Raw genomic sequence first — 14,846 nt, forward strand, 5'->3', positions numbered from 1 at the left:
GTTATTACGTCTTCTTTGGTCGTTGATGATGATAATTGTCAGTTTATATGTTGTTCTCTTGTTTTTGATAATGATAATTCTTACATTTTGTATCACTTGCGATAATCAATAATCACATAGGGTTAACATTTTTGCGTTTTTTTGTTAAAAAAACTGACGATATAACAACGAGTTGGTGTGACCATTCGTGCTATTCCAACAAATGTGAAAAATGTCAGTGAGTGATTAATTGGTTTTACTGAACTATTTTCTTTCCGTAGCTGGGCTGTAAATTGTCAATTATTGATAAAGGTTTACGGCCGCATGGCGGCGACCGTAATAATAGAGCGCCCCATGCAGGAAGTACCCTTGATTTTTCCCTATCAGCAAGGCTCTGGCAAACAATAACGCATCGATTCCAATGCTAAATAAATATCGCTTTCCTGCGTCATCCAATTGACCAGGGCAGCGCGTATCCCTGGCTGCCCATGGTAGTGGGTAGGAGTACAGCGCACGATGCCGTGCCGATCGAGGCGGGCGATAAAACGGTCGCGTGCTGCAACGGCATCGCCTTTATTGTCTTTCAGAGCAAAGCACACCACGTTTAAATTGACCGGTGCCAGCAGATGAAAGCCTTCGCTGGCCGCCAACCCTGTGCCCAATAGCTGCGCCAGTTGAACGTTTCGCTCCACCATATCCCGCATGCCGCTGTGGCCATAGGCTTTCAACGCCATCCATAAAGGGAGTGCCCGGAAGCGCCGCGAGTTTTCAGGGGTCAGATGCAGATAGTTGTCCGGTCGCAACGTGGGGGCTTCCAGATAGGCCGAATGGTTTTGGAACACCTGCATCTGCAATGGCAGGTGACGGCTGAATTGAATGGCGCTGTCATAAGGGACGTTCAACCACTTGTGCGCATCAACGGTGATGGAATCAGCCTGCTCCCAACCGGCCAGACGCGACGCATAGCGGGATGAACAGGCTGCCACGCCGCCAAAGGCCGCGTCGACATGCAGCCAGAATGGATACCGATCCCGCAGCGCCAGCAGGCGCTGAAGGTCATCGAAGGCCACGGTATTCACCGTACCGGCACTGGCCAGGACGAGGGTAGGCATACCGCCACTGGTAGCCAGATGCCGTTCCAGCGCCGCCGGATCTATAGCTTCGGAGTCTGGCAGGCTGTCGATAATTTTCAGCGCATCACGCCCTATCCCCAGCATTCTGAGCGCTTTCACGCTGCTGGCGTGCGGATTTGCCGACAAGACCTGCAGGGAGCCCAATGCAGCCAGTCCCTGTTCGGCGACGTCGATGCCGCGTTGCTGGCCGAGCCATTGGCGACCGATGGCGATACCGACAAAGTTGGCCATGGTCGCCCCGCTGACAAAACTGCCATTGAAGGTTTCCGGCAGCCCCAACAAGGTTTTCAGCTGGGTCACCGTCGCCAATTCAATCGCGGCGGCAACGGTGTCGTGGCTCAGTTGGCTATTTTGGTCGATAACGCTAACCAGCCAGTCCGCAGCCAATGCCGCCGGGGTTGCGCCCCCAGTGACAAAGCCAAAGTAACGCGGCCCGGCGCTGGCGGAGAACCCTTCGGCATAACGCTGCCAGAAATGGTCCAGTGCCGCGATCGCACCCTTGCCGTCCTCGGTCAGTTGGTCATCACCCGGTTGAAGTTGCTGCGCACTTAAGGAAGGGCAAACCGGGCGTAGTTGTACGCCGGCAAGAAACGTTTCGGTCAACTGACGAGTGTGGTCGAGGACCTGTGGAAACTGGTCAAGATCTTGCTGTAAACGTGGGTGCATCGATAACTCCGGATGTAAGGGGAAATAGGGACACCCTAGACCCTTTACTTTGACGGGAAAATCGATGAAAAATACCCTTTTTGGATAGCAGGGTTAACCAATGTTCAGCGAGCGAATTCCACTGCATTTCCTGCCAACCTTTGTGATCGCCGCCAGGCTGGAGAATCTGCGCGCCACCGCCCAGCAGGTGCACCTTACCCACGGAGCCGTCAGCCAACAGATCCAGCAGCTTGAACAGGCGATGGGCTGTCCGTTGTTTGAACGACAGGGCCGGGGGCTGCGTCTGAACGCTGCCGGGCGTGAGCTGTTGGCGGTGGCCGAACCGACGCTGGAGGCATTACAACAGGGGATCGGGCGGGTCAGGCGCGTTGCGCAAAGTCAGATCCTGCGTATCAGCGTCTTGCCTTCTTTCGCTCATTACTGGTTAATGTCGCGGCTGTCGTCTTTTCACGCGGCCTGCGCCGATATTACGCTGGATATCGATGCCTCGCTGGCGGTGCAGGATCTGACGCGCAAAGGGTTTGATGCGGCTATTCGTCTCGGCAATGGGCAATGGGCGGATATGCAGGCGCAACTTATTGCCACGGGAGAGGTAGTACCGGTGGCAACCCCTGCGTTGGCGCACCAATGGCAGGCGGCCTTCGACGGTGGCACGCCGGGTATGCCGTTGCTGGAGCATGATGTAACGCCATGGCGCAGTTGGTTTTTGGCGCATCAGCAGAGGGAGTATGGCAGGCCTCTGGCGTCGTTTAATGATGCGGGTTTGTTGATCCGTGCGGCCGAGCAAGGGTTTGGCATCGCGCTGGTGAAAAAACTGCTGGTGAGCGATGCGCTGATCGACGGCCGGCTGGTGGCGTTGGCCGCGGCCAGGCGACTCGATCCGGTAGATTTTTATCTGGTTTGGCCGCAAAGCTCCGGGCTGACGCCGGCGGTTGAAGCCTTGTTACACTGGTTGCAGCGTCAATTGGCCTGAGTTCAGCGTCGCAGCCAGGCCGGTTGCGAGCGGCCAAGCGGGGTGGCCGGCAGTGCCCAAAGTAGCGCGGTGCCATTGAGCCGTAACGCGGGGTTAAGCCGCTGCGCCGGGCCCCAGCAGGTCAGTTCGGTTTCCGGGTTCTCATCTGCGCAGACCGGCGGGGCCAGTGGCTCTCCCGAATGTTGTGGCGGATAAGGATGATGCAGCAGCAGCTGTGCCGTCCTGGCCAGCGACAGTCGGGCGCTGTAGCCGGTGCCATTTTGCAGACGCTGGCAAATGCCCTGCAGCACCGCCGTAGCCATCAGATAGCCGGTGGCGTGGTCCAGCGCCTGTACCGGCAAGGGTACGGGTTGGGTGGTGCCTTTCCACGCCATGCCCGCATCGGCCAGACCACAACTCATCTGTACCAGACTGTCGAAACCACGCCGCCCACGCCACGGGCCGCTCCAGCCGTAGGCATTCAGGCAAACGTCGATCAATCCCGGTGATAAGGCCTGTCGTTGTTCCGCACCATAACCCAGTTTTTCCAAGGCCCCGGCGCGATATCCGTGCACGATAACATCGGCGTTTTTCAGCAGATGTTCAAAGGTGTGGCGATCGTGGGCGTTGGTCAGGTTCAATCGTGCACTGCGTTTGCCGAGCATCACCTCATGCTCAACGGCCGGTTCGTCCCAGCCGTAAGGATCGATACGCAATACGTCCGCCCCCAAACCGGCGAGAAAACGGGTGGCTACCGGGCCGGCGATAATCCGCGTCAGATCCAGCACCCGTACGCCGTGTAGCGGCCTGGCGTTGGCCACGGCCCAGCCTGGCGGCGGAGCTTCCTGAAGTTGCGTCTGATGGATCAGCGGTTCCAGGGCAACGCTTTTACCTTGGGTATGCTGCCGCCACGCTTCGACAGAAAGCATTTCTGCCGCACAGCCTCCGGCCTCTATCACCGCCTGCTCCAGCTCGTTTTTTTTCCATGTCAGCACCTTTGGCGCCAGCCCATTTTTATCCTGATGCGGACCGAGCACTTGCTCTACGGCTTTACGGTGATGCGCTGCATTGGTATGCAGACGGATCCAGCCATCGCAGGTGGCGTAATCACCCGCTAACCGATCCCAGGCCGCGGGCAATGACCAACCCAGTGGGCGTAACGTCCAGCTGAACCACAAGGATGCCAACCGACGATCGACAAACACCTGCGGTGCTGCGCCGTGATGCTGTTGCAGCAGTCCGGCGCAGGCCAGCCCGGCGGCGGCCCAGCAGGCGGTCGCCAATTCGCTGACCGGGAATGCGCTGCTCAGAGCACCTTCACCGCTGACCGTCAGCGAACCCGCCGAAAAGGCGTCGTGACCAAAGCTTTGCTCGATCTCTGCGAGCAGCGTTTGAGTAAGGCTATCCATTATCAACTCCAGCGGTGACGGTCAGGGGACTGAACCTAGCGTAGTTCACCCCGACCGGTGTTGCTATGGCGTAACGTTCAGGGTGCGACCGTCCGCCAGTTTGGCACGCAGACTCTGGGCGGCTATGCCGTTGAACGGCTGCTCGCCAAAATTGGCGGTCAGCGTGGTGCCGTCGCTGAAGGTGGTTTGCTGTACCCACCCGGCATTGTCCAGCCAGCGGAAATCGATCAGCGCTTTATCCCACAGGGCCTGATGCAGCGGACGGAAGGTGGCGTCGGCCTGTTTGATCTGCGGCAGACGCGCCTGCAGCGTGGCACGGCTGAGATGGAACATCGGCGCGGTATTGTAGAGCTGGCTCAGCAGGCTGCGGGTGGTTTTGACATCGCTGAATTTCAGGTTGTCATAGTTCCAGTGGTGGCTGCTGATCACCGCGTCGTGGAACACCGCCTGATACATGGGCAGGCGATAGCGCGGATCGAATTCCACCGTGCGGTAGGGTTCCTTCACCTTGGCCGGGCTGAAAAAGAAGGCCGGTTGGGCATTGGGCCACCAGGCGCCAAGGTAATAAGGAGAGGACTTATCCTGATTCATCTGCTTATCGCCCCAGCCGAATCCCCAGGTTTCCATGCCGTGGGCAAACATGATGTGACGCGCGGTCACCGCATTGCCATCTTCGGAGCCTAGCGGCAGCCGAAGGGTATTGCTGAACCAGGCCAGCCGCGCATTGCGAGCCTGCGCCATTTGCTCGGCACCGGTCGGGTGGTTGGGCTGATAATCGTCAGAGACCATTCCGGTGCCGTCAACGTCGAGGAACAGGCTGTTCAGCCCGGCCAGTCGCACCAGTTCGGCCATGCGCTGCTGAGAGTAAGGCAGCACGCAGCCTGGATTCAGGTAGTAGCCTTGTTTGCCGAAGCCGGGTTTTTTACTGCCGTCGGCACGCACGATGGCGCACTTTTCTCGCAGGGACGTCGGCAGTTGGGCGGTTAACCAGCTGTCATTGACCCCACGTGGAATGGCGGTGTCGTAAGAATCGTAGCTGGCGATCAGGTATCCCGCTTTTTTGGCGCTTTCTACCGCCTGCGGGTGCAGGAACTCGGCGGTCCAGTTGTCGGTGCCCAACCACAGGCGCGGCAGACCGGCCTGCTGCAGCGCCTCGACCAAGGGTTGTGCCAGCCCCTGTCCCCAACTGTCCGGCGGAGTCAGATAGGGCCCAAGTTGCCGTTGTGCCAAGGCTCGGATATCCGCGGCCTGTTGGCGCTGTGCCGGTAAAAAGCCGGCGTCATCCGGCGTTGCCTTGAGCGGCGTCAGTGTCACCAGCGCTTGATTAAGGGCATCAATCAGCGTTTGCTGTTGCCAGCCCTGCGGCGTTTTTCCCGCCAGCGTGCGCACGGTTTTTTGGCTATCGGCATCCATTTTCAGCCACACAAACTCGCCCTTGGGGGTGGTAAGCCAGTCCAACAGACCCGGCCAATTTTTCACGTCGTTCGCCGCCAGCAGTTTGTCGCCCCACAGGTAAATGTGCGTGGCACCAATCAGTTTTTCGCCTTTCGGCGCGATGCGGATTTTATCTCGCAGGCTGCTGAACTGACCGCTCTGTTGCAGGTATTCACGATAACGGCGCGCGCCGGACAGCGGCGTGTCTCCTACGTGCAGCAGCACTTCGAAAGCCTGCTGCTGATTAAAGCGGTTGAACTCATGGCTGCTGCTCATCGCGAGTCCCTTTCCTGCGTCGGTGAAGGTCACCTGGTTGCTGAATGGCGTTAGCAGTAACCAACTGTAGACCTTGCCTTGCTGTTGCTGGCTCCACAGCGGCAGTTTCAGATCCCAGTTGGTATCCAGCGGCGTCATTTCCTTGACCAGATAATTCCGCCAGATGGGATTGTCCAGCGGGATGCGGCTCCCTTCGCCAATCGGCAGCAGCAGGGTGGTTGCCTGCGGCGGCAGCCTGAACCAATTCAGCGTTTGTGCCCGCTTGCTGCTGAAACTCAAACGCAGATCGCCCCCTTCCAATCTGGCGGTAACCTGCATGGCACTGCCGGGCCATTGCCAGGTTGCCTGCGTCGATGTGCTTTGCAGTTCAGCCACGGTTTGCTCAGCCAGTGCCTGGTTAACCTGGTTTTTTCCCGCGACGATTTGCAGCGTGGCCGGGTCTATATCGAAACGGGCCTCGCCCTGTTGCAAGAGCAGGGCCTGGGCGGGAAAACCGGCAAGCAGGGCGAGGCTGATGGAAAGGCGAAGCGTGTTCATTGAATGCGTGTCCTTGAGGATGATTGTCCTGTTGAAGCTCAAGCTTATCGGTAATTAACCAAGTGCCCAATGCCAATAAGGTATAATCGCGTGACTCATCAAATATTGGGTTATTGAGTTTAATTTCCGTTTAATAAATTCGCCTTTACATCGTCACCTTGCGTCACTATACTCAGCCAAAATTTCAAAGAGGAAACACAATTGGACAGTTTTAGTTGCAGTGATATAAATAAGGCAAGCTGACCAATCCTCTTCTGATTTGTTGCTTGCCGAAAACGGCGGGCAGCACCCCTCTCTGGTATTCCGAGCTGTGCAAACCCGAATCTGACTGTTGTTCCTGAGGCCAAATGGCATCGGGTGAATTGATTTGGACGTAATTATGGTTATTTGCAGCCACAGCCTATTCCCTCCAGGCACTTATACGCTCAATCGCTGATTTATTATCGGCGCGATTTCGCGTGTGCTAAAAAGCACATGATCTTATCTCCTGTGGTTATTAAAGGGGAAAGTCATGGCTATGACTCCTTTTGTTTTAAATTTATTACTGGCGATGAGTCTGGGCGCCGTTATTGGCGCAGAACGGCAATGGCGCCAGCGTATGGCCGGCCTGCGTACTAATGCACTGGTGGCGACCGGGGCGGCGGTATTTATCCTCAGCTCCATGTCGACCGACCCTTCCAGCGCCGGTCGGGTTGCCGCACAGATTGTCTCTGGCATCGGTTTTTTGGGCGCCGGCGTGATCATGCGTGAAGGCCTGAATATCCGCGGTCTTAATACGGCGGCCACACTCTGGTGCTCTGCCGCAATCGGTGTGCTGTGCGGCCTCGGGCAGTATTGGAACGCGGTGCTGGCGACGCTGGTGATCCTGTGCGCCAATATTCTGCTGCGCGAGGCGGCGCAACGCATCAATCTGCAACCGCAACAGCAGGCGACCGATCTGGAGGTGTGCTACCGCATTCAGGTCACCTGTGGCGAGCAGGATGAAATACTGGTCCGCACCCTGATATTACAGGCGCTCAACGGCGTGGCATTAAGATTACAATCCTTGCGCAGTGCCGATATTGCCATTCCCGGCCAGCTGGAAGTTTGTGCGGAAATAACCGCGAACCCTTCGGTGCAAAAAGAGATTGAAGGTATTGTCTGCCGCGTCAGTCTGGAAAAAAGCGTCAGTGCTGTGCGTTGGCGTATTGCTTCTGAATTGCCTGTCTAATAAGTCATTAATGTTTCACTGCATTCAGTGATAAGGAGGCGTCATGGACGGTGACCCCGAAAGTTTAAATATTCAACGTGAACGACGCGGCAATAATTCGCGTTAATCACGTCAATTAAATAAATTCCATTCTGTGCTTATTCACCTGTTAATCAGGCGGGGTATCCCTGTGCGCAGAGTAAGATAAGAGAATTGCATTATGACCTATATTAATGAAACCGTACGTCGCCGGGATAAAAAATCGACGCCATACGCCATCGCGCAAGAGGCGAAAAACAGCGTTGACCAGACGCTGGCAAATTTAAAATGTAACCGTAATGGGTTAACCCAGGACGATGTTGATGAACGCCTGACGCAGTTTGGTATTAATCAGGTTGCACATGAGAAGGCTCCGCACGCGTTGGTGCAGTTGTTCAGCGCCTTTAATAACCCGTTTATCTATGTACTGATGGTGCTGGCTGCGATCAGTTTCTTTACCGATTACTGGCTGCCTGCCCGGCGCGGTGAAGAAACCGATCTCACCGGTGTCATCATCATTCTGGTGATGGTGTCACTCAGCGGGCTGCTGCGCTTCTGGCAGGAATACCGCACCAACAAGGCGGCGGAAACGCTGAAGTCGATGGTGCGTACTACCGCAACGGTGATGCGCCGCAGCAGCTACAGCGCACATCCGCTGACGCTGGAAGTCCCGATCCGCGAACTGGTGCCGGGCGATATTATTCAGCTCTCTGCCGGGGATATGGTACCGGCGGACGTTCGTCTGCTGGCGTCGCGCGATCTGTTTATCAGCCAGGCCATTCTGACCGGCGAGGCGATCCCGATTGAGAAATACGACGTTATGGGCAACGTCAGCCAAAAATCGAGTGAGGACGAAGTCTCCAGCGAACATGCGCTGCTGGAGCTGTCGAACATCTGCCTGATGGGTACCAACGTCGCCAGTGGGACGGCCACGGCGGTGGTGGTGGCAACCGGAGGACGCACCTATTTCGGCTCACTGGCGAAGTCGATTGTCGGCACCCGTTCACAAACCGCCTTTGATCGCGGGGTGAACAGCGTCAGCTGGCTGCTGATCCGCTTTATGTTGGTGATGGTGCCCATTGTGTTGTTGATCAACGGGTTCACCAAAGGCGACTGGAGCGAAGCCGCTCTGTTTGCCCTGGCGGTGGCGGTAGGGTTGACGCCAGAAATGCTGCCGATGATCGTCAGTTCCAACCTGGCGAAGGGCGCTATCGCCATGTCGCGGCGCAAAGTGGTGGTCAAGCGTTTGAACGCCATTCAGAACTTTGGCGCGATGGACGTGTTGTGCACCGACAAAACCGGCACCCTGACGCAGGATCGCATCATCCTTGAGCACCACCTGGACGCCAGCGGGACCAAAGACAATGAAGTGCTGCACCTGGCCTGGCTGAACAGCTTCCACCAGAGCGGAATGAAAAACCTGATGGACCAGGCGGTGATCCGTTTTGGTCGCGGCAAGCCGGGCATCGAGGCATTAGGCCGCTTCAGCAAGGTCGATGAGCTGCCCTTTGATTTTATTCGCCGTCGTTTATCTATCGTGGTGGCAGATGAAAATGGCCAACAGCGCCTGATTTGCAAAGGGGCGGTGGAGGAAATGCTCGAAATTGCGACCCATGTGCGCGACGGGCAGCAGATTTTACCGCTGGATCAGGCTCGGCGTGAGGCGTTGCAGGCGCTTGCCGCTCAATATAACGAAGAAGGATTCCGCGTGCTGGTACTGGCAACGCGGGATCTGGGCGAACAGAAAAATGCTCTGCCGCTGAGTATTATCGATGAGCGCGATATGGTGATCCAGGGCGTACTGACCTTCCTCGACCCACCGAAGGAAAGCGCACAGGAAGCGATCGCCGCCCTGCAGGAAAACGGCGTGGCGGTGAAGGTTTTGACCGGTGATAACCCGGTGATCACCTGCAAAATCTGCCGCGATGTTGGCCTGGAGCCGGGGGAGCCGCTTTCCGGCCCGCAAATTGAGCTGATGGACGACGCCACGCTGGCGCGAGAAGTGGAACAGCGCACGGTCTTCACCAAACTGACGCCGCTGCAGAAGTCGCGGGTGTTGAAAATGCTGCAGGCGAATGGCCATACCGTCGGTTTCCTCGGTGATGGCATTAACGATGCGCCGGCGCTGCGCGATGCCGACGTGGGCATTTCGGTCGACACCGGCACGGACATCGCCAAAGAGTCGGCAGACATCATTTTGCTGGAAAAAAATCTGATGGTGCTGGAAGAAGGGGTGATCAAGGGACGGGAAACTTTCGGCAATATCATCAAGTACCTGAACATGACCGCCAGCTCCAACTTCGGCAACGTGTTTTCGGTGCTGGTGGCCAGCGCCTTTATTCCGTTCTTGCCGATGCTGGCGATCCACTTGCTTATCCAGAACCTGATGTACGATATCTCTCAGCTGTCGCTGCCGTGGGACAAGATGGATAAAGAGTTCCTGCGCAAGCCGCGCAAGTGGGATGCGAAAAACATCGGCCGCTTTATGCTGTGGATTGGGCCTACGTCGTCCATCTTCGATATCACCACCTATGCGCTGATGTGGTTTGTTTTCGCCGCCAACAGCGTGGAGCATCAGGCCTTGTTCCAGTCAGGTTGGTTTATTGAAGGCTTGCTTTCGCAGACCCTGGTGGTTCACATGCTGCGTACCCAGAAGATCCCGTTCATTCAGAGCACCGCCGCGCTGCCGGTGTTGCTGACCACGGCGCTGGTGATGGGGCTGGGTATCTACCTGCCGTTCTCGCCGCTGGGCGCACTGGTCGGGTTGCAGCCGCTGCCGTGGGAATACTTCCCGTGGCTGGCAGGTACCTTGGTCAGCTACTGCGTGGTGGCACAGCTGATGAAGCGCTTCTATATTCGCCGCTTCGGTGAGTGGTTGTAATCAGTGCCGGCTGTAGGGGCGAAATATTATCCGCCTCTACAGCATTTTTTTCACCAGCAGACCCAGCATGATGGTCAGCGTAAAGGAAAACAGCGTACCCAGTAGCACATACTCGGTACGCATTTTGTCATCGCTCTGGCGCAAATCGCCAAAGCGAAAGATTGACTTGGCCGCCAGCAAAAAACCGACCGCCGGGATTTGGCCGATCAGCACAAAGGTCAGGATCAGCGTTCTTTCCAGATAGCCGATTTGTTTGCCCGCACGCAATAACGAGTCGTTATCGGTTTTGGCTGAGGGAGGCATCTGCGGTGCCCAGTGAGCCAAAAGCTGGCCGATAAGCATGCCCATCGGCATGTAAATCACCAAATATGTCACCGCAACCAGCCCAGCCTGCCAACCGGCAATGGCCGCTCCCAGCGCGCTAAACAGGTCCTTGGCATTGGGCGTCAGCGACAGCCACAGCAGCGCAATCACCGTAAGATGCAGGCCTTGATCGAGCAGAAAACTGCCCGCTTGACTGATGCGAGTCAATAACGTGACCTTCAACAGGTCAATCAGCCAGTGGCTGATGGCGACAACCAGCAGGGCGGTCAGCACCTGACCGGAAGAGAGCCCACCATGCAGCAACGCAAAACCGGCCACCGCCCAGGCGGCCAGCACGCCGTGCAGTAAGGCATGCAGCAGCAGGAAACGGGAGCGTGCGCGGTGACGAGCCTTATCCTCGACCCAGCTGCGCGGCTGCAACGGGAAGTCGGCCAGCAGGTGAACCACCAGCAACCAGGTCAGCAACGGCGCGTAGCTCAAATCCATATTCAGGTGATCCTGTTAATCGCGTGAATAAATCGCATAATTTCCTCGTAGGCCGCGCGTTTCAGCGTGGCAGAAACGGTGGAGGCGGCCTTTTGCAGCTTTTCCGCCACCTGCTGGCTGGTATCGGCGAAGAAACGTGCCTGGACGACCTGCGCTTCGGTCTGCGAGAGGCGGCTAATCACATGATCTAACATCGGCAATAGATCGCTGACAATGGCATTTGTCCGCTCATTGTCATTTTTCAGAGCCAGTCGGCAATTTTTCATCAAAGCGTCCAGGGCCTGGCCAGAATTCACAAAGGCGCTGCCATAACCGGCGGTTTGCCCCTGGTCGCTGCCGAGGCCAACGGCGATGCGGGCATCCCAATGGCGTGAGTCCATCGCTCTAAGCGCAATACGGATATACACCGCCAGCAGCAAACCGGATTGCGGTTCGGCCACCGCTTGAAAAGCATCGCCACGGAAAATCTCGAATCGCTCAATAAGCGTAGCCCGTTGCAATTGACTCAGCAGGGCACTTAACCCGGTAATGTAGTGAGTGGTGTCTAATTGCCGTGAATTGACCAGATCGCCGGTGATCACGCTAACTTGTGCTGGCATCTCTTTTTCTGCTCTGAAGCGGGAGTTATCGGTAAATTTCGCACCTCAAGGCGAATATGTCAATAATTCGTATCCGAGTACGAATATGATAAATATTCGCCTCTAAGCACGAAATTAACTCCGCCGCTGAATAGGCTCAAGGATCAGCTTAAGCAGGGATTTTTCCATTCGGGCCACATAGACGCCCAGCAGGATCAGCCCCACGCCCAAGATCTGTGCGCTGATAGGACCGCCGCTGTCGCGCAGGCGATCGATAACGACCCCTGCCAGCATTTGGCCACTGATAATCAGTAGTGCGGCGCGCAGGGTGCCGAGACGCGGCAGGATATAGCTGTTCAACGCGACAAACAGCGCACCAATGATCCCGCCCATATAGGCACCCCACGGGGCCTGGACGAAGGTCGCGCCGGTGACGCTGCCGGTTGCCACCAGCAGCAGGCTGAGGAACAAGAAACCGACGAGATGATTGCAAAGTGAAGCATGAAAAGCGCCACGATCCAGCGCCAGGCGACCGTTGATTGCGCGACTGAGACCGATACAGACGCCGTTGAGTAGAGCAAGGAATATCAGGGTAAACATGGACGTTACCTCAGGAAGATGAGCAGAGCGCAGCCGCAGAGGATCAGCAGCGTGGCGACGATATCGTTGAGGCTCAGACGGCGTTTAATCGAGCCAAACCAGCCGCAGCTGTCGGCCAGCATGCCGAACAGAACCTGACCGGTGAGCATCAGCGCCAGGCTGCCGGAAAGCGCCAGCGGGCTGTTGACCGTAATGGCGGCCAGCACCACCGTCAGGGCGCCGGGCAGACCACCCAAATAGGCCCAGCGGGGTGTCCTGGCCGATGAGGGCGCGTGGCGCGGGGAACGACGGTTCAGCAGAAGCAGCAGTAACCAGGCGGTGATGGCGCCTATACCGTGAGCCAGCCAAGAGGCAAGCAAGGGGGAGTTATAGCCAGCCAGCAGGCTGTTGATGGCAATCATCAGGGCCAACAGGGCACCGGCGCCCAGCGCCAGCAGAGGATCGGAAAAACGTTCACGCATCAGGATTTCAACTTCAAAATTAATTTGAAGAGCAGCCTATATTGTTTTTGTTTAAAGCTTAATCCACTAAAATGGAAACTCATTGTTGAGAAAAAGTTGACGGATAATGAACGATCGCTTTGCAGCAATCCCGGTATTTGTGGCGGTGGTGGAATGTGAAAGCTTTTCTGCCGCCGCCGAGCGACTGGGCATCACCAAATCGGCAGTAAGCAAACGCATTACCCAACTGGAACGCTCGTTGGGCGTGCAATTATTGCAGCGAACCACCCGCAGTTTGAGCCTGACCGAGGCCGGTGAGCAGTATTTTGTTTATGCACGCAATGCCTGCGCCGTAGCGCAAGAGGGGGAGGATGCGGTCACCCGTTTGCAGGGGCAACCGCAGGGCTGCCTGAGGATCAGCGTACCTATGGTGTTTGGTCGTTTGCATATTGCCCCCTTGATCCCCCGTTTCCTGGCCGCTTATCCCGCGGTGGAGATCAATATGATGATGGACGACCAACTGGTCGATTTGGTCGAAGGGGGCTATGACCTGGCGATCCGCATCGGTCGACTGGCCGACTCGAGCCTGATAGCCCGGCGTATTGCGCCGTGCAACAGCGTCTTGTGCGCAGCGCCGTCTTATCTGACGCGTTGTGGAACACCGAAGGACCTGGACCAGTTAACGAAACATAACTGTCTGTTTTACAGCTATTTCCGGGGTGGAAGCGAATGGCAGTTCGACGGGCCTGCGGGGGCCGTACGTTTTCAGCCTAAAGGCAATTACCAGGTGAATAACAGCGAGGCGTTGCGTGAAGCGTTGATCGCCGGTTTGGGGATTTGTCAGATGCCGACTTTTATCGTCGGAGACGATATTGCGCAGGGGCGACTGCTTGAGTTGATGCCGGACTATCGGCTGCCCGAGCATGCCATTTATGCCGTCTATCCACAGCGCAAATACTTACCGGCTAAGGTATCGGCCTTTGTCGATTTTCTGCTGGCTCAGCTCGGAGGAGAGCGGCCTTATTGGGATACCGCAGATCGGTGATAACACCCCGTCGCCATTCGGCCGGGAATACGCGTGCCTTATGGTACGCCACCGGCGAAGGGAGCTTAAGGTGCGGGGGGTGTCAGAAACTTTTTACTAGCACTTCGCGCGGCTGTTCGTTGCCGTGCTTCAACAGATAGTCGAAAGATTTTTCGCTGCTTTTCAGCTGCTGCAGAAATTCCTGCGGTGACAGGTCGTGTTTTTTGCCGCTCATATAAGCCAGCGCCAGTTCTTTTGCCTGATAACGTGAGAAGTTGTACATAAGAGCCCTCTAAACGGTGGATTTCACGCTAGAGATTGTAACGAAAGAGCACATAATGAACAGTCGCTTTGGCGTATGGAATCAATAGCTGAAACTTAACTCAGGCTGAGTGAGCTTTTTCACCAGGCCATCGCGAAAGTGAACCCCACCACGAAATCGGTATAACGCTTAATATTCACTAATTCATATATGTTTCTTGGCATTTATCCCCCTCAAGCTTATCATGGCGGTTATCGCAAAAGGAGGATCCCCATGACATCACTGACGCCACTGGCACTGTTTAAAAATCTGTCGGAGGAAACTCGTCTCATGCTGGTGCTTTTGCTGCGCCAGGCGGGTGAGCTGTGCGTGTGCGAGTTGGTCAGCGCATTGGAGGAATCGCAACCCAAGATTTCCCGTCACCTCGCGATGTTACGTGAAAGTGGTCTGCTGATCGATCGCCGCGAGGGCAAATGGATTTACTACCGTCTGTCGCCGCATATGCCGGCCTGGGCGGCGGCAATTATCGAACAGGCTTACCTTAGCCGGCAACAGCAGATGACCGAGCTGGCGCAGCGTGCGTTAGGGGCTGTCTGCCGGTAACGCTAAAAAAATTTAAACCAATACATTCGAAATA

Annotated in this window: 13 protein-coding genes; 5 read left to right on the forward strand and 8 right to left on the reverse strand. The window is 56.4% G+C overall.

Annotation, left to right across the window (positions count from 1 at the left end; all coding sequences use genetic code 11):
* Positions 1-362: 362 nt before the first annotated feature.
* A complete protein-coding gene (locus H5P17_RS24185) occupies positions 363-1,778 on the reverse strand; it encodes a pyridoxal-dependent decarboxylase (protein ID WP_182825632.1) in 1,416 nt (471 codons plus the stop codon).
* A 100-nt stretch (positions 1,779-1,878) separates the two neighbouring features.
* Here H5P17_RS24185 and H5P17_RS24190 point away from each other — a divergent pair, with 100 nt between their 5' ends.
* Positions 1,879-2,751, forward strand: coding sequence for a LysR substrate-binding domain-containing protein (locus tag H5P17_RS24190; protein WP_182825633.1), 873 nt, complete (start codon positions 1,879-1,881; stop codon positions 2,749-2,751).
* Positions 2,752-2,753: 2 nt separating this feature from the next.
* Here H5P17_RS24190 and H5P17_RS24195 read toward each other — a convergent pair whose 3' ends face one another.
* Both H5P17_RS24195 and H5P17_RS24200 read right to left on the reverse strand, forming a co-directional pair.
* On the reverse strand, positions 2,754-4,139 hold the full coding sequence (locus tag H5P17_RS24195) for a CoA transferase (RefSeq protein ID WP_182825634.1): 1,386 nt from the start codon (positions 4,137-4,139) through the stop codon (positions 2,754-2,756).
* A 63-nt stretch (positions 4,140-4,202) separates the two neighbouring features.
* Complete coding sequence (locus H5P17_RS24200) at positions 4,203-6,386, reverse strand: glycoside hydrolase (RefSeq protein ID WP_182825635.1); 2,184 nt, start codon at positions 6,384-6,386, stop codon at positions 4,203-4,205.
* Between the two features lie 511 nt (positions 6,387-6,897).
* Between H5P17_RS24200 and H5P17_RS24205 the strand changes: the two genes are divergently transcribed.
* Together H5P17_RS24205 and mgtA are read left to right on the forward strand one after the other, a co-directional pair.
* The gene (locus tag H5P17_RS24205; protein WP_044552178.1) at positions 6,898-7,596 is read left to right on the forward strand and encodes an MgtC family protein; all 699 of its coding nucleotides are present in this window, start codon (positions 6,898-6,900) and stop codon (positions 7,594-7,596) included.
* A 199-nt stretch (positions 7,597-7,795) separates the two neighbouring features.
* Complete coding sequence (gene mgtA, locus H5P17_RS24210) at positions 7,796-10,495, forward strand: magnesium-translocating P-type ATPase (RefSeq protein WP_044552175.1); 2,700 nt, start codon at positions 7,796-7,798, stop codon at positions 10,493-10,495.
* 36 nt (positions 10,496-10,531) lie between these two features.
* On the opposite strand, the gene H5P17_RS24215 is transcribed toward mgtA, so the two are convergent.
* From H5P17_RS24215 to H5P17_RS24230, 4 genes are all read right to left on the reverse strand, one after another.
* Positions 10,532-11,305, reverse strand: coding sequence for a DUF3307 domain-containing protein (locus tag H5P17_RS24215; protein WP_182825636.1), 774 nt, complete (start codon positions 11,303-11,305; stop codon positions 10,532-10,534).
* A 2-nt stretch (positions 11,306-11,307) separates the two neighbouring features.
* Positions 11,308-11,904 carry a sigma factor-like helix-turn-helix DNA-binding protein gene (locus H5P17_RS24220; RefSeq protein WP_182825637.1) on the reverse strand — a complete coding sequence of 199 codons (597 nt, stop codon included), beginning with the start codon at positions 11,902-11,904 and terminating at the stop codon, positions 11,308-11,310.
* A gap of 114 nt (positions 11,905-12,018) precedes the next feature.
* On the reverse strand, positions 12,019-12,483 hold the full coding sequence (locus H5P17_RS24225) for a DMT family transporter (protein ID WP_182825638.1): 465 nt from the start codon (positions 12,481-12,483) through the stop codon (positions 12,019-12,021).
* Positions 12,484-12,488: 5 nt separating this feature from the next.
* Positions 12,489-12,950: a DMT family transporter gene (locus H5P17_RS24230; RefSeq protein ID WP_182825652.1), complete on the reverse strand. Its 462-nt coding sequence runs from the start codon at positions 12,948-12,950 to the stop codon at positions 12,489-12,491.
* Between the two features lie 100 nt (positions 12,951-13,050).
* On the opposite strand from H5P17_RS24230, the gene H5P17_RS24235 reads away from it, so the two are divergent.
* Complete coding sequence (locus tag H5P17_RS24235; protein WP_182825639.1) at positions 13,051-13,968, forward strand: LysR family transcriptional regulator; 918 nt, start codon at positions 13,051-13,053, stop codon at positions 13,966-13,968.
* Positions 13,969-14,050: 82 nt separating this feature from the next.
* On the opposite strand, the gene H5P17_RS24240 is transcribed toward H5P17_RS24235, so the two are convergent.
* Positions 14,051-14,230 carry a hypothetical protein gene (locus tag H5P17_RS24240; RefSeq protein WP_020827564.1) on the reverse strand — a complete coding sequence of 60 codons (180 nt, stop codon included), beginning with the start codon at positions 14,228-14,230 and terminating at the stop codon, positions 14,051-14,053.
* Between the two features lie 252 nt (positions 14,231-14,482).
* Here H5P17_RS24240 and H5P17_RS24245 point away from each other — a divergent pair, with 252 nt between their 5' ends.
* Complete coding sequence (locus H5P17_RS24245; protein ID WP_182825640.1) at positions 14,483-14,812, forward strand: metalloregulator ArsR/SmtB family transcription factor; 330 nt, start codon at positions 14,483-14,485, stop codon at positions 14,810-14,812.
* Positions 14,813-14,846 lie beyond the last annotated feature (34 nt).

This window comes from Serratia sp. OS31 (assembly GCF_014164835.1).
GTDB classification, from domain to species: domain Bacteria; phylum Pseudomonadota; class Gammaproteobacteria; order Enterobacterales; family Enterobacteriaceae; genus Serratia; species Serratia liquefaciens_A.

Coding starts and splice junctions, on each gene's coding strand:
- H5P17_RS24185 (WP_182825632.1), bottom strand. CDS start 1,778: ATGCACCCACGTTTACAGCAAGATCTTGACCAGTTTCCACAGGTCCTC.
- H5P17_RS24190 (WP_182825633.1), top strand. CDS start 1,879: ATGTTCAGCGAGCGAATTCCACTGCATTTCCTGCCAACCTTTGTGATC.
- H5P17_RS24195 (WP_182825634.1), bottom strand. CDS start 4,139: ATGGATAGCCTTACTCAAACGCTGCTCGCAGAGATCGAGCAAAGCTTT.
- H5P17_RS24200 (WP_182825635.1), bottom strand. CDS start 6,386: ATGAACACGCTTCGCCTTTCCATCAGCCTCGCCCTGCTTGCCGGTTTT.
- H5P17_RS24205 (WP_044552178.1), top strand. CDS start 6,898: ATGGCTATGACTCCTTTTGTTTTAAATTTATTACTGGCGATGAGTCTG.
- mgtA (WP_044552175.1), top strand. CDS start 7,796: ATGACCTATATTAATGAAACCGTACGTCGCCGGGATAAAAAATCGACG.
- H5P17_RS24215 (WP_182825636.1), bottom strand. CDS start 11,305: ATGGATTTGAGCTACGCGCCGTTGCTGACCTGGTTGCTGGTGGTTCAC.
- H5P17_RS24220 (WP_182825637.1), bottom strand. CDS start 11,904: ATGCCAGCACAAGTTAGCGTGATCACCGGCGATCTGGTCAATTCACGG.
- H5P17_RS24225 (WP_182825638.1), bottom strand. CDS start 12,483: ATGTTTACCCTGATATTCCTTGCTCTACTCAACGGCGTCTGTATCGGT.
- H5P17_RS24235 (WP_182825639.1), top strand. CDS start 13,051: ATGAACGATCGCTTTGCAGCAATCCCGGTATTTGTGGCGGTGGTGGAA.
- H5P17_RS24240 (WP_020827564.1), bottom strand. CDS start 14,230: ATGTACAACTTCTCACGTTATCAGGCAAAAGAACTGGCGCTGGCTTAT.
- H5P17_RS24245 (WP_182825640.1), top strand. CDS start 14,483: ATGACATCACTGACGCCACTGGCACTGTTTAAAAATCTGTCGGAGGAA.